Consider the following 24018-nt stretch of genomic DNA (forward strand, 5'->3'; position numbering starts at 1 on the left):
ATCCGCCCGAGGCGCGCGCCACACCCATCCTAGGCGCCCACCGCGAACGTGTTGACGATCAACGCGCGCAGCCATTGGTTGCCGCTGTCCCGGTCCACCCTGCGCTGCCAGTACAGGTTCGTCTGTAGCGCAGGCACTTTCACCGGCGGGGTCATGTAGCGCAGGCCGAATGGCGGCGCGGCGCTGGCGGCCAGCTTTTCAGGCACCGTCGCCAGCAAATCCGTTGCGCTGACGATGTACGGCACGGCCGAAAAATGCGGCACGCTGAAGTGCTCGGCCAGCACGATGCCCGCGCGCTCCATCGACTGATTGACCTGCCCGTAAGGCGCAGCGCGCGACACGATCAGATGGCGTTCCGCCCGGAACGCCTTGATGCCCATGCCCGCATGCGCCGTCGGATGCGCCTGCCGGAACAAGGTCGCATAACCCTGGCGAAACAGCATGCGTTGCAGCGTGCCCGCGCCCATTTCGTCGAACGCGCCGATGGCCAGATCGACGCGACCCGACTCCATTTCGCGCGGCAGGTCTGGCCCTTGCACCCGCACGGAATCGATGCGCACCTGCGGCGCGACTTGCACGCACACTTCCATCAAGCGCGGCATGAAGTGGATTTCGCCTACGTCCGTCATGGCTACGCGAAAGCGTCGCGTGCTGGTGGCGGCGTCGAACACATCCTGATCTTGCAAGGCCTGCGTCAGCACGGTCAGCGCTTCGCTGACGGGGCCGGCCAGCCGCTGCGCGCGAGGGGTGGGCAACATGCCCTGGGCGGTGCGCACGAACAGTTCATCACCAAAGGCGTCACGCAAACGGCGCAAGCCGTTGCTGACCGCAGGTTGCGTCAAATCCATGCGGCGCGCCACGGCCGACAGGTTGCGGTCTTCCAGCAGGTGCTGAAACAGGATCAACAGATTCAGATCGACATCACGCAATTCCGCCATCACGCCCCCTACTATTCACAAAATTTATAGTCTGTATTTTTGCATTCCCGTAGCCGTAGCGGGCGTTTTTTCCGACAATGGCGAATCGGCCCTGGGTACGCCCAGCACAGCCACCCCATACCGATCGCGCGGCCAAGCACCGCGCCGCCACCCAGGAGGATTCCATGGAACTGCAATATCTGACCGGTTTCGGCAACGACTGCGCCACCGAGGCTTTGCCCGGCGCGCTGCCCGTCGGCCGCAATTCGCCGCAGCAATGCCCTTACGGCCTGTACGCCGAACAGCTGTCCGGCACGGCCTTCACGGCCCCCCGGAACGAAAACCGCCGCTCGTGGCTCTACCGCATTCGCCCGGGCGCGCAGCACAAGCCGTTTGAAGCGTTTGGCGGCGCGGCGGGCTGGGAAAGCACGTTCGGCCACGGCCCGGTGACGCCGAATCAGTTGCGCTGGAGCCCGATGCCCATCCCGGATGCGCCCACCGACTTCCTGGAAGGCGTGAAGACGTGGGGCGGCAACGGCAGCCCCGACGAGCAAGGCGGCGTGGCCATACACATGTACGCGGCCAACCGTTCGATGCAGGGCCGTTTCTTCTACAACGCCGATGGCGAGCTGCTGCTGGTGCCGCAAGAAGGCCGTCTGCGTTTGGCCACCGAGCTGGGCCTGATCGACCTGGAACCCTTGGAAATCGCCGTGATTCCGCGGGGTGTGCGCTTTCGTGTCGAGCTGTTGGACAGCACGGCGCGCGGCTACATGCTGGAGAACTTTGGCGCCGCGCTGCGCTTGCCGGAACTGGGCCCCATCGGTTCGAACTGTCTGGCCAACGCGCGCGACTTCAAGACGCCGGTTGCCTGGTATGAAGACGTGGAAGGCGATTTCGAATTGATCGCCAAGTTCACGGGCGGCTTCTGGCGCGCGTCCATCGACCATTCGCCGTTGGACGTGGTGGCCTGGCACGGCACGCACGCGCCGTACAAATATGATCTGCGCCACTTCAACACCATCGGCTCGATCAGCTTCGACCACCCGGACCCGTCGATCTTCACCGTGCTGACCGCGCCGTCCGACACCCCGGGCACGGCCAACATGGATTTCGCGATTTTCCCGCCGCGCATCCTGGCGATGGAAAACACGTTCCGTCCGCCCTGGTTCCACCGCAACGTGGCCAGCGAATTCATGGGCCTGATCCAAGGCGTCTACGACGCCAAGGCCGATGGATTCGCCCCCGGCGGCGCCAGCCTGCACAACTGCATGAGCGGCCACGGCCCCGACGCCGAGACCTTCGAAAAGGCCTCGCACGCCGACACGCACGCCGCGCATTACATTCGTGACACGATGGCGTTCATGTTCGAAACTCGCCGCGTCATCCGCCCGACGGAGCAAGCGCTGGCGTCGGTAGAATTGCAGGGCGACTATTACCGGTGCTGGCAGGGTATCGTGAAGCACTTCGACCCCACGAAGGCGTGACGGCAGCCCCGCGCTGATCCCTCCACGGCGGTGCGCGACAGCGCATCGCCGTTTTGGCATTTCAGCGATACCGTATTTCGGCATTCCCATTCCCACCATTACAGAAGAGACACGCAGCCATGACCACCACGATCAACGAAACCCACGATCCGTCCTTGAAGAGCTGGATCGCCAGCGCCAACACCGGCACGTCAGATTTTCCGGTGCAAAACCTGCCGTATGGCGCGTTCCGCCGCAAGGGCGCACAAGAGTCGTTCCGCCCGGGCGTGGCGATCGGTGACCAGATTCTGGACCTGGCCGCGCTGGCCGCGAAAGCACCGTTCGAAGGTCTGGCCGCTGAAGCCTTGGCCGCCTGCGCGGGAGACAGCCTGAACGCGCTGATGGCGTTGGGCCAGCCGCACTGGAGCGCGCTGCGTCTGGCGTTGTCGCGTGCTTTGCGTGAAGGTGCCGCGTTGCGCGCCACGGTCGAGCCGCTGCTGGTGGCGCAGGCCGACGCGGAGTACACGACGCCCGCGCGCATTGGCGACTACACCGACTTCTATATTTCGGTGCACCACGCCACCGCAATCGGCAAGCAGTTCCGTCCCGATAACCCTTTGCTGCCGAACTACAAGTGGGTGCCGATCGGCTATCACGGCCGTGCATCGAGCATTGGCGTGGACCAGAAATTCCCGCGCCCGGTTGGCCAGACGCGTCCCGCTGCTGAAGGCGAAACGCCGCAATTCGGCCCRTGCGCACGGTTGGATTACGAACTGGAGCTGGGCATTTTTGTGGGTACGGGCAATGAGCAAGGCGAGCGAATCGGTCTGGCCGATGCTGACGCGCATGTGTTCGGGCTTTGCATTTTGAACGATTGGTCGGCGCGGGATATTCAGGCGTGGGAATACCAGCCGTTGGGGCCTTTCCTGTCGAAGAATTTTGCGTCGACGATTTCGCCGTGGATTGTGACGATGGAAGCGCTGGAGCCGTTCCGTACGCAATGGAATCGTGGCCCGGCCGAACCGCAGCCGATGCCGTATCTGGCGTCCGATGCAAACCGCGCGAAGGGTGCGTATGACGTGCAGTTGGAGGTGCTGATGACGACGGCGCAATCGCGTGAAGCGAAGCTGCCGCCGGTGTCGCTGTCACGCAGCAATTTCCGGGATGCTTACTGGAACGTGGCGCAGCTGATTACGCATCACACGGTGAACGGCTGCAATCTGCAACCGGGCGACATGCTGGGAACGGGCACGCTGTCAGGTCCGCAGCCGTCGGAAGCCGGGTCGTTGCTGGAGTTGAGCAATGGCGGGAAGACGGCGATTGATCTGCCTTGGGGGGAGAAGCGGACGTTCCTGCAGGACGGGGATCAGGTGATCATGCGGGCGGCTTGCGAGAAGGCGGGGTATCCGAGGGTTGGATTTGGTGAAGCGTCGGGGGTGGTGTTGCCGGCGCGGGGTTGATGATTGCTTGCTCGCGGGGGGGGTGTTTGCTCGCGGGGTTGAGGGGGGTTATTTGCGGGCGGCTTAGGGGGATGTAGGTCGCCCATCGGCGCGGTGGCCCTGGCGGCGTGCGCCCACGATTGCGGTCCGGAGCCTTCGCTCCGGACTTGCCTAGGCGGCCCCCCCCGTTGTCATCTTCGTCACCCGCCGTTGGCGGGTTCCTTCAGATTCCCTCGGGCGCATCGAGGTTGCACGCCGCCAGGGCCACCGCGCCGACGGGCTGCCGCCGTCTTGGGTCGGTGCGCTGCTAGGGTGTGCCTTATTCACGAGTGCTGCGGGGCCCGCCGAGTGGCGGCCGCGCGGGCGGCCTTACTCGGCATACGCACTGGGGGTCGCTCGCTTGGTGATCGCTTCGCGAATGCGGGGCGTGGTTTGTTGATGTCCCTCGCACGTGTTTTGTGGGGTAAAGGGTGGCGCGCGGTGGGCACTGCCTTGCGCGTGCCTACCCTTTGCGTGCCATCCCCCCTCAAGGCAACCGGTACTTTTCTTCGCGGTAGACCCAGCTTGCCCACAACGCGTGCGCTAACGCTTCTTCCGTCAGCGTCGGGTCGGCGGGCGTGATCGGGGCGTACACCTCGTCCTTGCCAACCGGGGCGGCCTCGTATTTGAACTCTCTGGGTTCCTTGGCGGGTTCCAGCACCAGCAGCTTGTCGCCTTGCAAATACCCGAAGTTGTCTGCGTATTGCATGATCGCGCGGTTGGGGTCGCGTTGGGTCAGGTCGGCGCCCAGCATCGGGTTCACGTTGTCCAGGCCGATCAACGACAACAGCGTGGGCGCCATGTCGATCTGGCTGACCAGGCGTTCGTCTTGGCGTGGCGTGATGCCTGCGCCCAGGAACATTGCCGGGATCTGGAAGTGGCGGACGGGGACGGGGATGGAACCGTAGACGCGGGAGTCGTGGTCGGCGATGACCAGGAACACCGTGTTGTCCCAGTACGGCGCCTGCTTGGCTTTCTCGAAGAACTGGCCCAGCGCCCAGTCCGCGTAGCGCACCGTGTTGTCCACAGTGGCGGGGTCGCCGACCGGTTTGATGCGGCCTTCGGGGTATTCCCACGGCGAGTGGTTGCTGACCGAGAACGCCAGCGTGAAGACGGGTTTGTCGCCGTCGGCGCGCAGCAGGCGGTCGACCTGGTTGAACATGTCTTCATCGGAGGCGCCCCATGACCCTTCGAACACCGGGTTCACGAATTTGGGGCGGTCGATGACTTCGTCGAAGCCGTTGCCCAGGAAGAAGGCGCGCATGTTGTCGAAGTGAGATTCGCCGCCGTACACGAAGCGCGAGTGGTAGCCGTGTTTGCCCAGTACCTGCGCCAGCGTGAAGAAGCCGGTTTGCGAGCGGGGGAGTTTGACCACGGCATCGGCGACGCTGGGCAGGAAGCCGGCGGTGACGGCTTCGATGCCGCGTACCGAGCGCGTGCCGGTGGCGTAGGCGCGGTGGAACATCCAGCCTTCTTTCGAGAGGCGGTCGATGTTGGGCGTGAGGTCGCGGCCGCCCAGGCTGCCGACGTATTGTGCGCCCAGGCTTTCCTGCAAGATGATGACCACGTTCAACGGTTTGTCGCGGCGTACCGTGGCTTTCTGTTCGTGCAGGCTGGGGTAACGCGGGTCCAGCGGCGCGCCGGTCAGGCCGGCCTTCTCGCGGACGATGGCGTTCATTTGGTCGACCGGCATCTTCGGATACATGGCGGCGGAGGAGCGTTCATCGCGCATGCGATAGGCTGCATCAAACACGCTGTACAGCGAGTTCAGCGCCAAGGAATTGACCATGGCGTCCGAGCTGAAGGCCACCTTGGCCGGGTTGATCGGGCGATGTTCCAGCGTGCCGCGTGCGCCCAGGAACACCAGCGCCAGGATCACGAACGATGCAATCGGGCGCTTCCACCATGCCATGAACGGGTCACGCGCACGCGTGGGGAACAGCTTCACGGCCAACCAGGCCGCCACCACCAGCACCACGAACGCGGCCAGCAGCACGCCCTTGTAGCCCTGCCACAGCATCGAACCCACTTCCTTCGGATTCAGCAGGTAGATGAAGTACAGCCGGTTCGGCCGTGTGTCGTATTCAGCGATGAATTGCGGCGTGGACACTTCCAGCAGCGCATACAGCATCCACCAGATGCGGAACCACCATGCGGTGATGCGGGCCGCCAAAGGACGGTGCCCGAACCAAGGCGAGAACACCGCCGGCAGCGCAATCACCATCGACAGCAGGCAGACGTCGATACGCAATCCGCCGAACAGCACCGGCCACAGGCCGCCAGCGGCTTGCACGCGGTCCCACATCCAGAACGACAGCCCCAGACGCGACAGCGTCAGCAGCGCCAGAATGGCAAGGATGAATCGAAGTGTCAGGCGGCGCATGCGGCGGCCCTCCCGAGATAGCGAGCGCTCGCCGTTTCAGATGAAAGAATGCCGCGGGGGGTGCCTAGCAAAGCCATGCTGCGTCGATGTCCGGAATGAAAACGGGCAAAGATTAACGCGGTTTTGCGCCAACCAGCGGCCGATCGCCTGACGTGAGCGTGACATCGTCGTAACGCCAAGGCGACGTAGGCGTCAGGCCAGCGTGACATCGTCGTAACGCCAGCGCGACGTAGGCGTCAGGCCAGCGTGATGTCGACGTCACGCCAGCGCGATGTCAAACGTTGTACGACATCGTATTTCGCAAACAGGGCCGCATCTGACGCGGCCCGTCTGTCGCCCTATTGCGCGCGGCGCAAGCGTTCGCGGCTGTTGCTCAAGTGCGTGCGCATGGCGGCGCGGGCGCTCTCGGCGTCTTGCCGCATGATGGCGCTGTAGATGTCTTCGTGTTCGAGATTCACGCGCGCCAGATAGGCGGCGCGGTCTTCATGCGCGAACTTGGCGGAATTGATGCGCGTGCGCGGAATGATGGCCGAGCCCAGGTGCGACATCAGGTCCGCAAAGTAGCGGTTGTCGGTGGATTGCGCGATCAGCAAATGGAATTGAAAGTCGGGCGTGATGGTGTCGCCGCCGCTTTCCAACGCGCTGCGAAACAGGTCGAGCGCGCGGCGCATGTCTTGCAACTGCGTGTCGCTGCGGCGAATGGCGGCCAGGCCCGCGGCCTCGCTTTCCAGGCAGATACGCAGTTCCAGCAGCACCAGCACATCGCGCACGGTGGCGATGTCGGCGGGGTCGACGCGGAAGTCGCCACTGCCGTTGGGCTCTAGCGCATAGGTGCCGACACCGTGATGCGTTTCAACCAGACCGGACGCTTGCAAGCGCGACAGCGCCTCGCGCACGACGGTGCGGCTGACACCAAACTGACGCATGATTTCGGATTCGGTGGGCAGCTTGTCGCCCGGGCGGATGTTGCCGCTGCGGATGCGTTCCGAGATGCTTTCCACCAGGCCTTGGGCCAGATTTCGGGGACGACGCTGCGGCAGAACAGAGGTATCGACTGGAGCGTTCACGGGATGTAGTCCGAAATTGATTGCACAAAGCTTGACGCTGAAATTTGGGGCTAATTATACTTTGCGCAGGTTGTACGACAACGTACCAGATCGCCCCCCCTCTGCACAGGCTTCTGGACGTTCATCCGCATGAGTATCTGCCTGGATATCCGTCTCTTTCACCGAGCGTTGCGACATGAACCAAACCGTCAACACCCCGCCTGCCGAGTTCCGCTGCCATCGTTTGCTATTGACCGGCGCCGCCGGCAACCTGGGCAAGGTGTTGCGTCCCCGTCTGAAAGCCCACGCGGATCTGCTGCGCGTGTCGGACGTGGCGGACGTCGGCCCCGCCGCCCCCGGCGAAGAAACCCTGCCCTGCGATCTGGCCGACGCGGCCGCCGTGTCCACCTTGGTTGAAGGGGTCGACGCCATTGTGCATCTGGGCGGCGTCTCGGTAGAGCAGCCTTTCGACGTCATCCTGCCCGCGAACATCCAGGGCATCTACAACCTGTACGAAGCCGCCCGCCTGCACGGCGTTCGACGCGTGGTGTTCGCCAGCTCGAACCACGTCATCGGCTTCTACGAACAAGGGCAGCAGCTGAATGCCGACGTCCCCTTGCGGCCCGACGGCTATTACGGCTTGAGCAAAGCCTACGGCGAACACCTGTCGCGCTTCTACTTCGACCGCTATGGCATCGAAACCGTGTGCGTGCGCATCGGCTCGTCGTTCCCCGAACCCAAGGACCGCCGCATGATGGTCACGTGGCTCAGCTACGACGACCTGACGGAGCTCGTCACGCGCGCCCTGTTCACCCCCGGCGTTGGCCATCTGATCGTCTACGGCGCGTCCGCCAACCGCGACCGCTGGTGGCACGATGACGCCGCGAAAGTACTGGGGTTCGTCCCCAAGGATTCTTCCGAACGCTTCCGCGCGCAAGTTGAAGCGCAGCCGCCGCTCGCGGCCGATGACCCGGCCGCCCGCTATCAAGGCGGCGCGTTCGTCAAGGCCGGCCCGTTTCCCTTACCCCCCGCCTCCAAGTAAACGCCACCATGTCCACCCTGGCTGAACGTATCGGGGATCTGGTTTGCGGCGTGGGCGAAAGCCCAGTCTGGCGCGCCACAGAGCAGGCCTACACCTGGACCGACATCCCCGGCAAAACGCTGCACCGGTGGTCGCCCTCCCATGGCACGTTCGAGCATTGGGCGCTGCCGCAGATGGCGGGCTGCATCGCGCCGCGCGGCGCGGGCTGGCTGTTGGCGATGGAAGACGGCCTGTACGGCTGCGGTCCGCTGCAAGCGGGCGCGCCCTGCCAACCTGAACGGATCGCTGCGGTCGCCCACGCGGCCAGCGGCATGCGCTTTAACGATGGGCGTTGCGACCGCCAAGGCCGCTTCCTGGCCGGCACGATGGTCATGGACATGGGCTTGGCGCAAGCCGCCGGCAAGCTCTACCGCTACGACCCCCACGGCGTGGCGGTGCTGCTGTCTGACCTGATCGTGCCCAACGGCCTGGCGTTCAGCCCGGACGGCAAGACGATGTACCTGTCAGACTCGCATCCGTCGCGCGCCAGGGTCTGGGCGTTTGACTACGACATCGACACCGGCACGCCGCACAGCCGCCGCCCCTTCATCGACGCCCTGCCCGCGGGCCGGCCCGATGGCGCGGCGGTGGACACCGATGGCGGCTACTGGATCTGCGGCAACGACGCCGGCCGCGTCTACCGCTACACGCCCGAGGGCAAACTCGACCGCACCTATACCGTGCCCGCCGCCAAAGTCGCGATGTGCGCCTTCGGTGGCGCGGCCATGGACACCCTCTTCATCACATCGATACGCCCCGCGAACGCCGCCCCTGGCGCGCCCGACGGTGGCGTATTCGCCCTGCGCCCCGGCGCGCAGGGCCTGGAGGAAACCGCAAGCACCGGTTAGCACCCGACCGGAGCGCCCGCATCGTCCCGCGCCCCACGCAAAGTAGGTCTGTACACATAGAGCTTCGAGGCCGACCCGGCCCTTAACGAAACGCCGTACTCCAACCGGAGGTAGACATGCTGCGCCCCACCCTGACCCGCGCCATCCTGGCGGCGGCTGCCTTGCTGACGCTGATTCCCGCCACCCAAGCCGCCGAACTGCGATCCGCCGACATCCATCCCGACGACTATCCCACCGTGCAGGCCGTGCGCCAGTTCGGTGAACTGGTCAAGCAACGCACCAATGGCCGCATCACCGTCAAGGTGTATGCCGGCGGCGCGTTGGGTAACGAAGACGATTCGATCGAACAGGTGAAGATGGGCGCGCTTGCCATGGCGCGCGTGTCCAGCGCCGCCATGCACAACATCTGCCAGACCACGCGCGTGCCGTCGCTGCCGTTCCTGTTCCGCTCGAAAGACCATCTGCACAAAGTGCTGGACAGCGAAATCGGCGACCAGATCCTGCGCTCGTGCGAAGCCGCGGGCTTTGTCGGGCTGGCCTGGTACGACAGCGGTTCGCGGTCGATGTACACGCGCAACAAGCCGATCAAGACGCTGGCCGACGCCAAGGGCTTGAAGATTCGTGTGCAGCAATCGGACCTGTCTGTGGCCATGGTCGAAGCGATGGGCGGCAACGCCACGCCGATGCCGATGGGCGAGGTCTATACGTCGCTCAAGACCGGGCTGGTGGATGCCGCGGAAAACAATTTCCCCAGCTACGAAAGCGCGCATCACTACGAGGTCGCCAAGTTCTACTCGATGACCGAACACACGATGACGCCGGAAATTCTGATCTATTCCAAGCGGCAGTGGGACAAGCTCACGCCCGAAGACCAGAAGATTCTGCGTGAGGCCGCGCGCGAATCGGTGCCCTATATGCGCAAGCTGTGGGACGAACGCGAGCAGAAATCCCGCGCGGTGGTAGAGAAGGCCGGGTCGCAGATCGTGGAGGTGGACAAGGCGTCGTTCCAGGGTGCGATGAAGCCGGTGTACGACCGCTTCGTCACCACGCCCGAGATGAAAGACCTGGTCGCAAAGATCCAGGCCGTCCAGTGAGGACATCATGTTGGCCACTCCTACGAATGAACCTGAGGTGACCGGGGGAGGCGGGGCGCAAGCCCTTGCCGCTCCGCTGGACGCCTACACGCGCGCCTGCGCGGGGATTGCCCGGGTCTGCATGTGGACCAGCGTGTTCGGGCTCGTCTGCCTGATCATCGCCGTCAGCCTGCAAATCTTTGGCCGCCACGTGCTCAACAGCACGCCCACCTGGGCCGAAAGCCTGGCGCTGCTGCTGGTGCTGTACGTCACCATGCTGGGCGCGGCGGTTGGCGTGCGCGATGCAGGCCATATCGGCTTTGAATCGCTGCTGGACGCCTTGCCCCCCGTTGGCCAGCGGCGGCTGCGGATCTTCATCCATCTGCTGGTGCTGCTGTTTGGCGTGCTGATGGCCTGGAACTGCGGGATGCTGGCGGAATCGGTGTCTGCCTACAAGATCCCCAACCTGGGCATTTCCAACGCCTGGAAATACATCCCCGCGACGCTGTCTGGCGCCCTGATCGCGCTCTTTTCCGTTGAGCACATCATCGCCATCCTGCGCAACCATAAGGTGGTACCGGCATGGCGCTGACACTGCTTTCCTTTACGTTCATGGGGTTTCTGGTGATCGGCGTGCCGGTGGCGTTCGCCATTGGCTTGTCGTCCATCACCGCCATCATGGTCGAAGACCTGCCCTTGCAGGTTGCGTTCCAGCAGATGACCTCGGGCATGAACGCCTTTTCGTTCCTGGCCATTCCCTTCTTCATCTTCACGGGCGAACTGATGCTGTACGGCGGCATCGCCGACCGCATCGTGACGTTTGCGAAGTCGCTGGTGGGGCACGTGCGCGGCGGGCTCGGCATGTCCAACGTGGTGGCCTGCACGCTGTTCGGCGGCGTGTCCGGGTCGCCCGTGGCCGATGTGTCGGCGATGGGGTCGGTGATGATCCCGATGATGAAGCGCGAGGGCTATCACGCCGACTACGCGGTGAACGTCACCACGCATGCGGCGCTGGTCGGCGCGCTGATGCCTACCAGCCACAACATCATCATCTACACGCTGGCGGCGGGCGGCAAGGTGTCGATCGCGGCGCTGATCGCGGCAGGTGTTGTGCCCGCGCTGATCCTGACCTTGTGCAATCTGGCGGCGGCGTACTTCGTGGCGCGCAGCCGCGGGTATCCCGCGGGCACGTTTCCGGGATGGCACATCGTGCTGCGTTCGCTGATCGCGGCGGCGCCTGGCCTGTTTGTTGTGGTGTTGATCATCACGGGCATCCTAAGCGGCGTTTTCACCGCAACGGAATCCGCGGCGGTGGCGGTGTTGTATGCGCTGGCGCTGACGATCTTCGTGTACCGCTCGCTGACGTGGGACCAGTTCGTGCGCGCCGCCAGCAAGGCCGTCAAGACAACCGGCGTCGTGCTGCTGCTGATTGGCATCTCGGCCACCTTCGGCTATCTGATCAGCTTTTATGGCGTGGCGGAAAAGACGGGCGAATTGATGGCGTCGGTATCGACCAGCCCGTGGGCCATCTTCTTGATGGTCAACATCATCCTGTTCGTGCTGGGCACGTTTCTGGACATGGCCGCCACCATCCTGATCTGCACGCCGATCTTCCTGCCGATCTGCATGCAGTACGGCATGGGGCCGGTGCAGTTCGGCATCGTGATGCTGCTGAATTGCGCGCTGGGCTTGAACACCCCGCCCGTGGGGACCACGCAGTTCGTGGGGTGCGCCATCGGCGGCGTGTCGGTCGGCACCGTGATGCGCACAATCTGGCCCTTTTACGGCGCGCTGCTGGCCGCGCTGGCGCTGGTGACCTATGTGCCCGCGTTTTCGCTGTGGTTGCCGGGCGTGCTGCTCAACTGAACCGGCGTTTGCCGGGCCGGGCCGCGCGCAGCGGCTCGGCCCACGATCACCGGGTAGAAGAACAGCGCGGCCAGAAACCAAAGCAAGGTGGCCGACCACAATGTCTGGCTCAGGAAATGGGCGCCTTGCAGAATACGCACCACGGAAAAGGCGACGCCTGCGGTCACGCCCAGGGCCAGGCCCCACCAGCGCCACGCCGGACGGTTCAGCGCCCAGCCCGCGAAATACAGCGTCAGCATCGAATAGCCGGCGCCCGCGTGGCCGCTGGGCAATGCGCCGCCCGCCCGCGCACGCGCCCACGTCCACCAGTACAGCGGGTATGGCGTGTAGCCGCCCAGCGTTTCCAAATCATAGGGACGCGGCAAGGTCGTGTGGTGTTTGAGCTGGTTAACCGCCAGTTGGCCAACCAGGCAGGTCGCCGCAAGCGCTAGCGCTGGGCCGCGCCAGGGACGCAAGGCGGGGATGCGAAAGCTTGCCACGGCCGCCGCCACGGCCGCCAACGCCACGCCAATCGGCAGCGCAAGCACCATGCGATGTCCGAACAGATCGAACCAACGATTCAGGTGCAGCGGGAAATCATCCAGGGCGGGATCGAACAGCGCGCGGGCGATGCGCAAATCCATGCCCGAGGCATTGGCCCACCACGCCAGGCACGCCAGCATCAGCGTGACGCCGACGAGCTGCGTGCTCAGATACCACGCAGGCGACGGCGCATGCGGCGCGGACAGCAAGGGGGACGACATGGATCAATGGACTGGGGACGCGTCGGACAAGCAGAGAGCTTAGAGCGCGGGCAGTCGAAAAATCGTCAAATTCGATCTTGTGTCTTGGGCGCAACGCCGGCTGTGGAGCCCGCGCGCGGGGTGCTGGACGTGGCGGAATTCGTGGCGGAATCAACGCCGGCTGCCGCGTCGAAGCGCAACGAGAATCGCGTGCCACGCGTTTCGGGTTCGCGCGACGACGCCACCGTCAGCGACCAGCCCTGCATGTCGCAAACGCGCTTGGCGATGGCCAGGCCCAAGCCGCGCGCGGTCTCGTCATGCGCGCCGACGCCGGAGTCGCGCAGCCGGCCGCTGTAGTAGCGGCGGAACAGGAACGGCAGATCGGCTTCGGCGATGCCTTTGCCGTCGTCGCTCAATTCCAGCACGCCATCGTCGGTGAATCGGGTGGTCAGCGTAGCCGGGGCGGCATGCTCGACCGCGTTGCGCACCAGGTTGCGCAGCACCGTCAGCAAGGCGTAGCGGTCCAGCGTCAGGATGTGGCCGGGGGCAATCTGGTTGTCCCAACGCAGGTTGGCGTGTTGCGCCTGCACCTCGTAACCGCGCCAGGCGTCTTCCATGCAGTCGGCGATATCAACCGGGGCAGGCAGCAGCAATTGGTCGCGCGCCATGGCCCGCGCGCTTTCCAGGCACACGATCACGTCGTCCACGTTGTCCATGACACGGGTCAGGCGCGTGCGCTGGTCGGGCGTCAGCGCCTGCGTCAGCAACATCAGTTCACTATCAGAGCGTATGGCGGCAAGCGGGGTGCGCACCTCGTGGCTCAGGTTGCCCGCAAACTCGCGTTCGCGGGCGATGGATCGGTCGACCTGGTTCTGCACCCGGTTGAAGGCTTCGATCAGGCGGCCGGCCTCGTCGTCGCGGGTGACGGCCATATCAGGCGACCCGGGCGCCCAGGTCGATAAACGGTCGGTCAAGTCCAAGAGCGGCCCCACCGCCACCGTAGCGACGCGCCGCGACAATGCGTAGGCGCCGACGACGCAAATGGCGCCTACGCCCAACACGATCAGGCCGAAATCGTGGACACGCTCTTCGTTGTCGGTCGCGTCGTACAGCAAATAGACCTTGCCGCGTCCGGTCTCGGCCACCATCACGTGCCAGGTGTAGGCGCCGGGCTCGATCAGGTGCAGCCCGTTATCCAGGCCCAGCACTTCATCGGGAATGCCGGCCGGACGCTGTCCGTCCACGCTCATCCAGGCGCGCATTGATCCGCCCAATTCGCGTGCGCCCTGGCGCGGCATGAATTCGTCGCTGGCGCGCGCATGCTGCACCAGCCGGTCCATTTCGGTATTGAGAATGTCGTTGACCAGGTCGTCTTCCATCTGGTCGAACGTCAGGTAGGCCAAGAGCGCCAGCGCCGTCACGAACAAGGCGACCGTGCCCGTCAGCGCCCACACCACGCGCTGCGTCAAGGTGCCGGTGGCAGCGCGCGTCATGCCGCGGCCCCGCCCAGCGTCAGGCGCCAACCGGTGCCGTGCATGGTCTCGATGCCATCAAAGCCGGCATCCGCCAGCGCGCGGCGCAGCAGATGGACCTGGCTGCGCAGCGCGTCGGAGGACGGCGGCTCGTTGCCCCACAGCATGGACTCCAGCTCTTCACGCGCCACGACCCGGCCGGGGTCGCGCATCAGCGCTTCCATGATCAGGCCCGCCTTGCGCGTCAGATGCACGGGCGTGCCGTTCACCGATACCGCACGGCTGCGCGTGTCGTACTGCACCGGGCCAAACACGCGCACCGAATCCACCGTTGAGCCCTTGGCGCGCTGAATCAGCGCCAGCAGACGTGCTTCGACTTCGAGCAACGCGAAGGGTTTGGTCAGGTAATCGTCGGCGCCATGGGAAAAACCCGCCAGCTTGTCTTCCAGGCTGTCGCGCGCGGTCAGGATCAGCACGGGCACATCCACGCGCCGTTCATTGCGCAACGCGTGCAGCACTGCGTTGCCGTCCATGCCCGGTAAGCCGATGTCCAGAATCAGCGCGTCAAAGCGTTGCTCTTTCATGCGTTCCAGCGCGGCGTGGCCGGTGTAGGCCACGTCCGGCAAAAACCCGCGCACCTCCAGGAAAGAGAACAGGTTGCCGGCAATGATGTGATCGTCTTCAACGATCAGCACCCGATGATTCGCACCCGCCGCGGGACTGACTGCCATCATTGAGGCTCCGTGTGAAATAAGGAACGCAGGGGGTAGCGGACCACGCCGCTCAGCCTTGCAGCACCTTGCCCGGATTCATGAGCCCTTGCGGGTCCAGCGCGCGCTTGATCCGGTGCATCAGCGCAAGTTCGACAGGGCTCTTGTAGCGCGGCAGTTCGTCGCGCTTGAGTTGGCCCACGCCATGCTCGGCGCTGATCGAGCCGCTATGCGCATGCACGCTGTCATGCACCACGCCGTAGATTTCGCTTTGCAGGGCGAGCAACTCGGCCTCGGTCTGGCCTGCGGCGTTCGCCACGTTGTAATGCAGATTGCCATCGCCCAGATGCCCGAAGATCACATGGCGCACGCCAGGAAAGCGGGATTGCAGCAAGGCATTGGTCTTGTGCACGAAACCGGCGATGGACGAAATGGGAATGGACACGTCGTGCTTGACCGACTTGCCCAGCTCGGCTTCGGCCAGCGGAATGCTTTCGCGCAAGTGCCATAGCGCCTTGCTCTGCGCCACGTTGGCGGCGATGACGGCATCGTCGACGAGACCGGCGTCGATGGCCTCGCCCAGCACCGCTTCAAAGCGTTCACGCGCATGCGCTTCGCTTTCGCTGTMGGACAACTCAAGCAACGCAAACCACGGAGACTCGGCGGAGGCGCCTTCGAAGGGCAGGCGCTGCTGCGGGAACAGCCGCACGACAGCTTGCAGGCAGGCGCCGCTCATCAATTCAAAGCCCGTCAACGCGGCACCAAAACCGGTGCGTGCGCGCGACAGCAATTCCACGGCGTGGTCGATCGTGTCGAGGGTGAGCAGCGCGGTGCACGACGCCACCGGCCGGGGGAACAGTTTCAGCGTGGCGGCGGTGATGATGCCCAGCGTGCCTTCGCTGCCGATATAGAGGTCGCGCAGGTCGTAGCCGGTGTTGTCCTTGCGCAGGCCGCGCAGCCCGTTCCAGATTTCGCCATCGGCCGTCACCACTTCCAGGCCCAGCGCCAGGTCGCGCGTGTTGCCGTAGCGCAGCACCTGCGTGCCGCCAGCGTTGGTGGCCAGGTTACCGCCGATGGTGCAGCTGCCTTCGGCCGCCAGGCTGAGCGGGAACAGGCGGTTGGCCGCGGCGGCGGCCTCTTGCACGGCTTGCAGGATGCAGCCTGCTTCCACGGTGATGGTGTCGTTGTCGGTATCCAGGTTGCGTATGGCGGTCAGGCGGGCGGTGGACAGCACCACGGCGCGGCCGGAGTCGTCTGGCGTGGCGCCCCCGCACAGGCCGGTATTGCCGCCTTGCGGCACCACCGGCACGCCGTGATGCAGGCACAGTTTCACGGCGTCGGCCACTTCCTGCGTGGACCCGGGGCGTATCACCGCCAGCGCGGACCCCCGATAGCGGCGGCGCCAATCCTGCACATAGGACTCGGCATCCACACCGGTCAACACATGGGTGAAACCCAGGAGGGACTGAAGATCGCTCAGCAATGTCATAGCAGCCGCACAAGAATGGCCTGGTCTCGCCCAGGCGCGGGTCTAGGGATGTGCGGACTATTGTAGGGGCGGAATCGCGCGGGCCGAAGCGCCGCGCTAGCCGACGGCCTGGTCCAGGCGCGTGCCGGTCAGGCCGGAGCAATAAGCGCGGGACGCGATGCGGTTCATCAGGAATGCCCGGTCAACGCCGGCGGGGCCGGGCATCTCGGACAGCGCCCGGTACGCGCGGCGCAGCGCCTCGCCCCGCGTCGCGCCGCAGACCAGCAGGCGCGTGCAGGGAAGGCGGCGGTCCACGCAGCCGTCGATGCGCATTTCCAGCGCGTGCGCGTTGTCGGGATCGGGGCTGACCATGGCCGAACCGCTGTGCGGCTGCGCATCGGCGCCTATCACCCTGAACACGCCGCTGCGGTCATCCAGCGCGAACGCCACGGTGCCCATGCCCTGCCAGCCGCGATCGCGCGCGACATCGGCGGCAACGGCGCGCAGCGCGGACTCAATGGAAGCGGGAAGATGCGGCGCCGGGCATTCAGCGATCAGGACGCGCGCGTCGCGCCAGACACAACGTTCCCAGGCGCGGCCAGACGACAATTCGCCGGCATCGGAGTGGAATACATGGATATCAAGCCGGCGTTCGCGGCCAGCGGCTGGCCCGGCGAAATCCGTGGGGGGGCCTCGCCGGCTGGTGGCGCCTCCCGATGACATGACAGTAGATACTTTGGCACCCATGGCCCCTCCCGGTCTTTCTACTTGCAGCGCAAGCGTATCACCTTCGGATGACGAGCAAGTTCCATGCCACGGCAGCGCCCCTGGGACAGGGCCTTTCAGCCCCGCCGCGTCATGCACCGGATCAAGGCGATCCGGCCGCGCCACGCACCAAACCAGGGCACGCGCTACCGTTAAGACGCCCTACGCCGACCGAGGGATGAAGGCGCATGCGCCGATGGAGGATAATTCACACCTTGACCCTCTTTTCAGGCGGGTTTTGGCATTCGGGTTTTCCATTAGTCCCGGCCGAATCCCCCGTTGCAACTCCCTTATCAAGGAATCGTCGTGGGCAATAACAAGTCGCAGTTTCCCGCCTCGGTCTTCAAGGCCTATGACATCCGCGGCACCGTGCCGGACCTGATCGACGCGTCGTTCGCGCGCGCCCTGGGCGTGGCGCTGGCCGGCCGCGCGCGCGAGGCCGGCGTGCAGACGCTGGTGGTGGGCCGGGATGGCCGCCTGAGCAGCGACATGCTGTCGATGGCTTTGCAGGAAGGCATGCTGGAAGGCGGTGTGGACACCGTGGACATCGGCATGGTCCCGACCCCGCTGGTCTATTTCGCCACGCACATCATGCAGTGCGGCTCGGGCGTGGCCATCACGGGCAGCCACAATCCGCCCAAGTACAACGGCTTCAAGATGATGATGGGCGGACGCGCCCTGTACGGCGATGACGTGCAGGCGCTGGGCGCCGCCATGAACGGCACGAGCCCCGCGCCCGCCGAGCGCGCCGGCGTGCGCCGCCAGCTCGATCTGGTGGCCGCCTACATCGCGCGCGTGGCCTCCGGCGTGAAGCTGGCCCGCCCCATGAAGATTGCGATCGACTGCGGCAACGGCGTGGCGGGCGCGGTCGCGCCCCAGCTGTTCCGCGAGCTGGGCTGCGAAGTGACCGAACTCTTCTGCGAAGTGGACGGCACGTTCCCCAACCACCACCCCGATCCCGCCGAACCCAAAAACCTGCAAGACCTGATCAAGTGCGTGCGCGAGACCGATTGCGAACTCGGTCTGGCGTTCGACGGTGACGGTGACCGCCTGGGCGTGGTCACGAAGTCGGGCCAGATCATCTGGCCGGATCGCCAACTGGTGCTGTTTGCCCGCGACGTGCTGGACCGCAACCCCGGCGCCACGATCATCTATGACGTGAAGTGCAGCCGCCACGTGGGCTTGTCGGTCGAAGCTGCGGGCGGCGTGCCGCTGATGTGGAAGACGGGCCATTCGCTGGTCAAGGCCAAGCTGGCTGAAACCGGCGCGCCGCTGGCGGGCGAAATGAGCGGCCACATCTTCTTCAAGGAACGCTGGTACGGCTTTGATGACGGCCTCTACACCGGCGCGCGCCTGCTCGAAATCGTGTCGCGCTTTGCCGACCCGTGCGCGCCGCTGGAAGCCTTGCCGCAAGACGTGTCCACGCCCGAACTGAAGCTGGAAATGGAAGAAGGCCAGCCCTTCACGCTGGTGAAAGCCTTGCAGGACCAGGGGCAATTCCCCGACGCCCGCCGCGTGATCACCATCGACGGCGTGCGCGCGGAATACGCCGACGGCTTTGGCCTGGCGCGTCCGTCGAACACCACGCCGGTGGTCGTGTTGCGCTTCGAGGCCGAGAACGCCGAGGCCCTCGCACGCATCCAGGCCGACTTCCGCCGCGAACTGGGCAAGCTGGCGCCAGACGCCAAACTGCCGTTCTGAGCCGTCCATGTCACTGTCCAACAGCCCAGCCTGGCAACGCTTCACCGCAGCGGCCCACGCCGCATCGCGGCGCGGCGAGCAATTGCGGCTGATCCCGGCGCCCGGTTTGCGCCTGGACCTGAGCACCCAGGCCCACTCGCCCGACTTGCAGGCGGCTTCCGGCGAACTGCTGGCGCGGCAAGGCTTTGACGCCGCGCGCGCCATGCTGTTCGACGGCGGCCACGCCAACTGGACGGAAGGCCGCGCCGCCTGGCACACCGCCTTGCGCGCGGCGGAGCCGCCGCCGGCAGTCGCCAACGCCGTGCAGGCCGAACGCGACCGTCTGCGCGAATTCGTGCGCGAGGCCGATGCCGCCGACCGCTACGGCTATGTGCTGCATCTGGGTATCGGCGGCAGCGACTGGGGGCCGCGCCTGGTCACCCGCGCGCTGCGCCATGGCGGCGCCCGCCGCGAAGTCCGCTTCGCGTCGAACGTCGATTCGCATTCGGTGGCCGACGCAATGAGCCGGCTGGACCCGCACGACACACTAGTCATCGTCGCGTCGAAATCGTTCACCACGACCGAACCGTTGGCCAACGCCGAAGTGGCGATGAACTGGCTGCGCGACGCGGGCGTGGCCGACCCGATCAAACAGGTTGTGGCGATCACCGCCAACGTGGAAGCCGCGCTGAACCTGGGCATTCTGCCCGACCACATCTTTCAGATCTGGGACTGGGTGGGCGGGCGCTATTCGCTGTGGTCGGCCATCGGTCTGCCCATCGCCTTGGCGCTGGGCAACGATGCGTTCGACCAGCTGCTGGCCGGCGCCGCCGCCATGGACGAACACTTCCGCACCGCGCCGCTGGCCGACAACGCGCCCGTGCAAATGGCGCTTGCCGGGGTCGTGAATCGCAGCGTGCTGGGGTATGACTCGCTGGTCATCGCGCCCTATGATTCCCGGCTGTATCACCTGGTGCCGTGGGCGCAGCAGCTGGAAATGGAATCGCTGGGCAAGGTCGCCACCGCCGACGGCAGCCCCGTGGGCGTGCCAACCGGCGCGGCGATCTGGGGCATGTCAGGCACCGACTGCCAGCACACCTTCTTCCAATGGCTGCATCAGGACACCATGGGCGCGCCCGTGGATTTCATCCTGTGCGAACAGCCCGACCACGATTACGCGCGCCATCACGAGCTGCTGATCGCCAATTGCCTGGCGCAGCGCTCGGCGCTGTTGCGCGGCAAATCGTTCGAGGAAGCGTTGGCGGAAACCTCCGCCACCGAACGCGACCCGGCCCGTGCGCGGCTGCTGGCGCAGCATCGCGTGCACCCGGGCGGCCGCCCGTCGTCACTGATTGTGTTGCCGCGTCTGGAAGCCTACACGCTGGGCGCGCTGCTGGCCCTGTACGAACACAAGGTGTTCACGCAAGGCGTGATCTGGGGCATCAACCCGTTTGATCAATGGGGCGTGGAATTCGGCAAGGTGCTGGCCAAGAGCATCATGCGTGAACTGGATGCGCCGCAGCCTGGCCAACAAGACCCGTCGACCCGTTTCTGGATCGACGCGATGGCGCGCCGCCACTAGGTTGCCCCGCGGAGTACGCCACGCGGCGTGCTCCACCCAGCACGCCCTATGCGTTCAGCCGGCTCAGGCGCTGAGCGCGTCGTACAGCTCCACATGGATGCGAGCGACGCGCTCGATATTGAATTCGCGTTCCGCCAGCACACGGCCCGCTGCCCCCATGGACTGACGCAGCGCGGCGTCTTCTGCCAAGCGTTCGATGGCGTCGGCCAAGGCTCGCGCATCACGCACGGGCACCAGCAAGCCCGTCTCATTCGGTTCGATGGCATCGCGGCAGCCGGGCACGTCGGTCGTCACCACCGCACGCCCGCAGGCCGCGGCTTCGATCAGTGACTTCGGCAGCCCCTCACGGTATGAGGGCAGCACGGCGATGTGGCACGCCGCGTACAGTTCGGCGATGTCCGACCGTTCGCCCAGCGCCTGGACCGCGCCATCACGTTGCCAGGCCTCGACCTCGGCCTGCGTCGCCGATGCCGGGTTGCCAGCGTCCACGCCGCCCACCAATTGCATCGTCACGGGCACGCCGCGTTCGCGCAGCAGCGACGCCGCCTGCACGAATTCCTGTACGCCCTTGTCGCGCAGCAAGCGCGCCACCATCGTCACCACGACGGGCGGCGCGGGCGGCTCGGGCAAGGCCCGGTACGCGTTCAGGTCCACGCCTGCGCCGCGGATGATGACGACCTGCTCATCGCGCACGGCGCCCAGCGACTTGAGCATGTCGCGGTCGCTGGTGTTCTGGAAAATCACCCGGCTATTGGGATGCCCCAGCGCCACGCGATACAGCCGCGCCACCACCGCGCGCACCATCCGCATCTTCAGCGAATTGGACAGGAACACGAAGCCCAGCCCGGAGATCGCGGCCACCATGCCGGGCACGCGCGCCAGACGCGCGGCGATGCCGCCATACAGCACGGGCTTGATCGTGACCAGGTGCACCACGTCAGGACGCACGCGGCGGAACAGCCGCAACAGCGCCATCAAGGTGCCCAGCTCCTGCAAGGGATGCTTGCCGCTGCGCGTCATCGGAATGGCGTGGTGCGTCATGCCGAGTGCCTGGATGTCGGCCACGGCGGGCCCGTCCATCGTCGCCACATGCACGTCATACCCCGCGCGTTGTGCGGCCAGCGCCACTGGCACGCGATGCGACATGAAGAACGCGGGGTTATTGACGACAAACATCAGGCGGCGGCCGGTGCTCATGCCTGGACTCCAGAAATGCGGCGCCATACGGCGATGTAACGTTGCACCATGCGGGCAAGGTCAAAATTTTCCAGCACGCGGGCGCGGCCGGCTTCGCCTGCACGGCCATGGCCGCGCGCGGCCACGTCGCACAAGGCGGTCTCGATGCCGCGCGCAAGCGCCTCGGCTTGTTCAGGCGGCACGACCACGCCAGTGTCGCCAACGATGTAGGCGGCGTCGCCCACGTCGGTCACCACGCAGTACACGCCGCAGGCCATGGCTTCGGCCACGACGTTGGGAAAGCCTTCGGCGCAGCTCGACAGCACGTGCAGGTCCAGGCCGTTCATCACGGCGGGAACATCGTCGCTGGGGCCGGCAAGTATCAGGCGGTCGCGCAGGTTCAGCTTGTCGATCAGGGCGGCAAGTTCGGGGTTGTCGGCGCTCATGCCGCGTCCGACCAGCACGCAACGCAGGCCGCCATCACGGCCATCGCGCACCAGCGCGGCCACGGCGCGCAGCAGATTGGCGTGGTCCTTGAGCGGGTCCCAGCGGGCCACGCAGCCGATCACCGGCGCGTCTTCCGACACGCCCCATTGCGCCCGCACGCGCGAACGTGCCAGCGCATCGGGGGCATAGCGCGATAAGTCATAGCCGTTGGAGATCACCTCCATGCGGTCGCGCCGATAACCCTTTTCGGCATGGCGCTCGGCGGCGTTCTGCGCGGCGCAGACAATGGCGCGAGGCACGCTGCCCGACAAGGCCGCGCACGCACGCAACACGATGCGCGCCGACCGGCTGCTGCGCTCCAGGTGCGCGCCCGAATTGCGGATGCCCCACGCAATGGCGCGCACGCCCGCCAGCCTTGCGGCCAGCCCGCCGATCAGGTCGGCGTGATACATCCACGTCTGCACGGCGTCGGGGCGCGCGTCGGCGATCAACCGGCGCAGGGCCAAAAAGCCGCCCAGGCTGACACGCCCGCGCTTCATGCCCAGCGCATGCACCGCAACGCCGGCTGCGCGCAGACGCTCGCCGTAGATACCTTCATCGGTCAGCGACACGACGGTGTGTTCCACCCCCGCCTCGGGATAGGTCGCCAGGCGCAGCAGCACGGATTCCGCGCCGCCCTGCCCCAGACCGGTGATGACATGCAGCACGCGTAGCGCGGGGGTGCTCATCGCCCCTCCCGCACCGCTTCGAACAGTTCGTCCCATTCCGTCAGCACCGCTTCCAACGCATAACGATGGCGCACGGCCGTTGCTCCTCGCTCGCCCAATTGACGGCGCAACGACACGTCGCTCAGCACGCGCTGCAACGCGTCGCGCAGCGCATCGCTGTCGCCTGCCGGCACCAGCAACGCGTCCTGGCCGTCGCGCGTCATTTCGCGCGGGCCGCTCGGGCAATCAAACGCCACGCACGGCAGGCCCAGCGACATGGCTTCCAGCAACACATTCGGAAAACCTTCCACCAGCGAGCTCAGCACGAAGGCCTGGCCGCGCGCCAGTTCTTCCCACGGCGTTTCGGTGCGGCCGGGCAGGCTGACCCGCGATTGCAGGCCCAGGCGCTCGATCTGCGCTTCCAGCGCGGCACGCTCGGGGCCTTCGCCCCAGATGCGCAGGTTCCAGTCGGGATTCAACGGCGCCAATTGCGCAAACACGTCGATCAGCAGATGGAATTGTTTGTCTGGCACCAGACGTCCCATGGCCAGCAGTTCACGCGGGCCGCCGTCTTCGCGCTGTTGCACGCGCGGCGCATCCAGCAAGGGCGCAGGCAAAGGATTGGGAATGACGGCCAGGCGCTTGATGCCCGGCACCTGACGCGAGAACGGGCCGGCGGTGTCTTCCGCCTGCACCGTCACCATGTCGGCGCGCGGATACAGCAGCCGGCGCAGCTTGCGCCACACCGAACCCGTGGTCGTTTCGGCGACGGGGTTGGTCCGTTCGCAAACGATGAGCGGCACGCCCAGCCCTCGCGTGGCGAGGATGGCGGCCACATTGACGTTGGTCAGGAAAGACACCACCACATCGGGCTTGGTGTCGCGGATGTGTTTGCGTAGCGCCATCAGGCGCTTGAACGCAGCCCACCCGCCCGAGGCCCGCGTGCCGGCGATATCGGCCAGCCAGGCAAGTTCGACCTTGTCCGATAAGGGATAAAAACACGTGCCCTTGGACGAGTAGGTGGGCGTCAAGGTGACGGCATCCCCGCGTTCGGCCCATGCGCTGACGAGTGTGGCAGCCACCCGCTCGGCGCCGCCCGCATGCATGGAACTGACCAGCATCAATATTCTCATT

At 65.7% G+C, this 24018-nt stretch carries 20 protein-coding genes; 9 read left to right on the forward strand and 11 right to left on the reverse strand.

Annotated features, from left to right (window positions below; genetic code table 11):
- Nucleotides 1–29: 29 nt before the first annotated feature.
- Nucleotides 30–938 carry a LysR family transcriptional regulator gene (locus AC1DB0_RS24010; protein WP_342066239.1) on the reverse strand — a complete coding sequence of 303 codons (909 nt, stop codon included), beginning with the start codon at nt 936–938 and terminating at the stop codon, nt 30–32.
- Nucleotides 939–1102: 164 nt separating this feature from the next.
- On the opposite strand from AC1DB0_RS24010, the gene hmgA reads away from it, so the two are divergent.
- Complete coding sequence (hmgA, locus tag AC1DB0_RS24015; RefSeq protein WP_054423154.1) at nt 1103–2401, forward strand: homogentisate 1,2-dioxygenase; 1299 nt, start codon at nt 1103–1105, stop codon at nt 2399–2401.
- A 119-nt stretch (nt 2402–2520) separates the two neighbouring features.
- On the forward strand, nt 2521–3840 hold the full coding sequence (gene fahA / locus AC1DB0_RS24020; RefSeq protein ID WP_342066238.1) for a fumarylacetoacetase: 1320 nt from the start codon (nt 2521–2523) through the stop codon (nt 3838–3840).
- 505 nt (nt 3841–4345) lie between these two features.
- Here fahA and AC1DB0_RS24025 read toward each other — a convergent pair.
- A complete protein-coding gene (locus AC1DB0_RS24025; RefSeq protein WP_054423156.1) occupies nt 4346–6241 on the reverse strand; it encodes an LTA synthase family protein in 1896 nt (631 codons plus the stop codon).
- Between the two features lie 338 nt (nt 6242–6579).
- Nucleotides 6580–7308, reverse strand: a complete 729-nt coding sequence (locus AC1DB0_RS24030) for a FadR/GntR family transcriptional regulator (protein ID WP_054423157.1) — start codon at nt 7306–7308, stop codon at nt 6580–6582.
- Nucleotides 7309–7483: 175 nt separating this feature from the next.
- Between AC1DB0_RS24030 and AC1DB0_RS24035 the strand changes: the two genes are divergently transcribed.
- The 5 genes from AC1DB0_RS24035 (at nt 7484) to AC1DB0_RS24055 (ending at nt 12155) form a co-directional block, all read left to right on the forward strand.
- A complete protein-coding gene (locus AC1DB0_RS24035) occupies nt 7484–8329 on the forward strand; it encodes an NAD-dependent epimerase/dehydratase family protein (RefSeq protein WP_346551509.1) in 846 nt (281 codons plus the stop codon).
- 8 nt (nt 8330–8337) lie between these two features.
- On the forward strand, nt 8338–9216 hold the full coding sequence (locus AC1DB0_RS24040) for an SMP-30/gluconolactonase/LRE family protein (protein WP_447578753.1): 879 nt from the start codon (nt 8338–8340) through the stop codon (nt 9214–9216).
- Between the two features lie 116 nt (nt 9217–9332).
- Nucleotides 9333–10310, forward strand: coding sequence for a TRAP transporter substrate-binding protein (locus AC1DB0_RS24045; protein WP_054423160.1), 978 nt, complete (start codon nt 9333–9335; stop codon nt 10308–10310).
- Nucleotides 10311–10317: 7 nt separating this feature from the next.
- Entirely contained in the window at nt 10318–10881 is a 564-nt protein-coding gene (locus AC1DB0_RS24050) for a TRAP transporter small permease (RefSeq protein WP_476758106.1), read from the forward strand.
- The gene (locus tag AC1DB0_RS24055) at nt 10872–12155 is read left to right on the forward strand and encodes a TRAP transporter large permease (RefSeq protein ID WP_054423161.1); all 1284 of its coding nucleotides are present in this window, start codon (nt 10872–10874) and stop codon (nt 12153–12155) included. The genes AC1DB0_RS24050 and AC1DB0_RS24055 overlap by 10 nt, the downstream gene beginning before the upstream one ends.
- Here AC1DB0_RS24055 and AC1DB0_RS24060 read toward each other — a convergent pair.
- The 5 genes from AC1DB0_RS24060 to AC1DB0_RS24080 form a co-directional block, all read right to left on the reverse strand.
- A complete protein-coding gene (locus AC1DB0_RS24060) occupies nt 12107–12898 on the reverse strand; it encodes a phosphatase PAP2 family protein (RefSeq protein WP_476758107.1) in 792 nt (263 codons plus the stop codon). The genes AC1DB0_RS24055 and AC1DB0_RS24060 overlap by 49 nt on opposite strands.
- Before the next feature lie 65 nt (nt 12899–12963).
- Nucleotides 12964–14370: a sensor histidine kinase gene (locus tag AC1DB0_RS24065; RefSeq protein ID WP_476758108.1), complete on the reverse strand. Its 1407-nt coding sequence runs from the start codon at nt 14368–14370 to the stop codon at nt 12964–12966.
- The gene (locus AC1DB0_RS24070; RefSeq protein ID WP_054423361.1) at nt 14367–15080 is read right to left on the reverse strand and encodes a response regulator transcription factor; all 714 of its coding nucleotides are present in this window, start codon (nt 15078–15080) and stop codon (nt 14367–14369) included. Before AC1DB0_RS24070 ends, AC1DB0_RS24065 begins: the two co-directional genes overlap by 4 nt.
- A gap of 52 nt (nt 15081–15132) precedes the next feature.
- Nucleotides 15133–16548, reverse strand: a complete 1416-nt coding sequence (locus AC1DB0_RS24075; protein ID WP_476758755.1) for an FAD-binding oxidoreductase — start codon at nt 16546–16548, stop codon at nt 15133–15135.
- Nucleotides 16549–16644: 96 nt separating this feature from the next.
- The gene (locus AC1DB0_RS24080; RefSeq protein ID WP_175170914.1) at nt 16645–17274 is read right to left on the reverse strand and encodes a BPTD_3102 family carboxylase-like protein; all 630 of its coding nucleotides are present in this window, start codon (nt 17272–17274) and stop codon (nt 16645–16647) included.
- A gap of 324 nt (nt 17275–17598) precedes the next feature.
- Here AC1DB0_RS24080 and AC1DB0_RS24085 point away from each other — a divergent pair, with 324 nt between their 5' ends.
- Both AC1DB0_RS24085 and pgi read left to right on the forward strand, forming a co-directional pair.
- Nucleotides 17599–18993, forward strand: coding sequence for a phosphomannomutase/phosphoglucomutase (locus AC1DB0_RS24085; RefSeq protein WP_054423165.1), 1395 nt, complete (start codon nt 17599–17601; stop codon nt 18991–18993).
- A 7-nt stretch (nt 18994–19000) separates the two neighbouring features.
- On the forward strand, nt 19001–20554 hold the full coding sequence (gene pgi / locus AC1DB0_RS24090) for a glucose-6-phosphate isomerase (RefSeq protein ID WP_476758109.1): 1554 nt from the start codon (nt 19001–19003) through the stop codon (nt 20552–20554).
- 63 nt (nt 20555–20617) lie between these two features.
- On the opposite strand, the gene AC1DB0_RS24095 is transcribed toward pgi, so the two are convergent.
- Genes AC1DB0_RS24095 through AC1DB0_RS24105 form a run of 3 tightly spaced genes read right to left on the reverse strand, consistent with a single transcriptional unit; the run spans nt 20618 to nt 24017 of the window.
- Nucleotides 20618–21751 carry a glycosyltransferase family 4 protein gene (locus tag AC1DB0_RS24095; protein ID WP_054423167.1) on the reverse strand — a complete coding sequence of 378 codons (1134 nt, stop codon included), beginning with the start codon at nt 21749–21751 and terminating at the stop codon, nt 20618–20620.
- A complete protein-coding gene (locus tag AC1DB0_RS24100; RefSeq protein WP_476758110.1) occupies nt 21748–22905 on the reverse strand; it encodes a glycosyltransferase family 4 protein in 1158 nt (385 codons plus the stop codon). Before AC1DB0_RS24100 ends, AC1DB0_RS24095 begins: the two co-directional genes overlap by 4 nt.
- Nucleotides 22902–24017 (reverse strand): glycosyltransferase family 4 protein, encoded by a 1116-nt coding sequence (locus tag AC1DB0_RS24105; RefSeq protein WP_447982632.1) that lies wholly within the window; start codon nt 24015–24017, stop codon nt 22902–22904. Before AC1DB0_RS24105 ends, AC1DB0_RS24100 begins: the two co-directional genes overlap by 4 nt.
- Nucleotide 24018 lies beyond the last annotated feature (1 nt).

The organism is Achromobacter sp. 10T422 (assembly GCF_056394065.1).

Excerpts from the sequence above, each read along its gene's own strand:
- AC1DB0_RS24010 (WP_342066239.1), bottom strand. The coding sequence starts at position 938 with ATGGCGGAATTGCGTGATGTCGATCTGAATCTGTTGATCCTGTTTCAG.
- hmgA (WP_054423154.1), top strand. The coding sequence starts at position 1,103 with ATGGAACTGCAATATCTGACCGGTTTCGGCAACGACTGCGCCACCGAG.
- AC1DB0_RS24025 (WP_054423156.1), bottom strand. The coding sequence starts at position 6,241 with ATGCGCCGCCTGACACTTCGATTCATCCTTGCCATTCTGGCGCTGCTG.
- AC1DB0_RS24035 (WP_346551509.1), top strand. The coding sequence starts at position 7,484 with ATGAACCAAACCGTCAACACCCCGCCTGCCGAGTTCCGCTGCCATCGT.
- AC1DB0_RS24040 (WP_447578753.1), top strand. The coding sequence starts at position 8,338 with ATGTCCACCCTGGCTGAACGTATCGGGGATCTGGTTTGCGGCGTGGGC.
- AC1DB0_RS24045 (WP_054423160.1), top strand. The coding sequence starts at position 9,333 with ATGCTGCGCCCCACCCTGACCCGCGCCATCCTGGCGGCGGCTGCCTTG.
- AC1DB0_RS24050 (WP_476758106.1), top strand. The coding sequence starts at position 10,318 with ATGTTGGCCACTCCTACGAATGAACCTGAGGTGACCGGGGGAGGCGGG.
- AC1DB0_RS24055 (WP_054423161.1), top strand. The coding sequence starts at position 10,872 with ATGGCGCTGACACTGCTTTCCTTTACGTTCATGGGGTTTCTGGTGATC.
- AC1DB0_RS24060 (WP_476758107.1), bottom strand. The coding sequence starts at position 12,898 with ATGTCGTCCCCCTTGCTGTCCGCGCCGCATGCGCCGTCGCCTGCGTGG.
- AC1DB0_RS24065 (WP_476758108.1), bottom strand. The coding sequence starts at position 14,370 with ATGACGCGCGCTGCCACCGGCACCTTGACGCAGCGCGTGGTGTGGGCG.
- AC1DB0_RS24070 (WP_054423361.1), bottom strand. The coding sequence starts at position 15,080 with ATGGCAGTCAGTCCCGCGGCGGGTGCGAATCATCGGGTGCTGATCGTT.
- AC1DB0_RS24080 (WP_175170914.1), bottom strand. The coding sequence starts at position 17,274 with ATGGGTGCCAAAGTATCTACTGTCATGTCATCGGGAGGCGCCACCAGC.
- pgi (WP_476758109.1), top strand. The coding sequence starts at position 19,001 with ATGTCACTGTCCAACAGCCCAGCCTGGCAACGCTTCACCGCAGCGGCC.
- AC1DB0_RS24095 (WP_054423167.1), bottom strand. The coding sequence starts at position 21,751 with ATGAGCACCGGCCGCCGCCTGATGTTTGTCGTCAATAACCCCGCGTTC.
- AC1DB0_RS24100 (WP_476758110.1), bottom strand. The coding sequence starts at position 22,905 with ATGAGCACCCCCGCGCTACGCGTGCTGCATGTCATCACCGGTCTGGGG.
- AC1DB0_RS24105 (WP_447982632.1), bottom strand. The coding sequence starts at position 24,017 with ATGAGAATATTGATGCTGGTCAGTTCCATGCATGCGGGCGGCGCCGAG.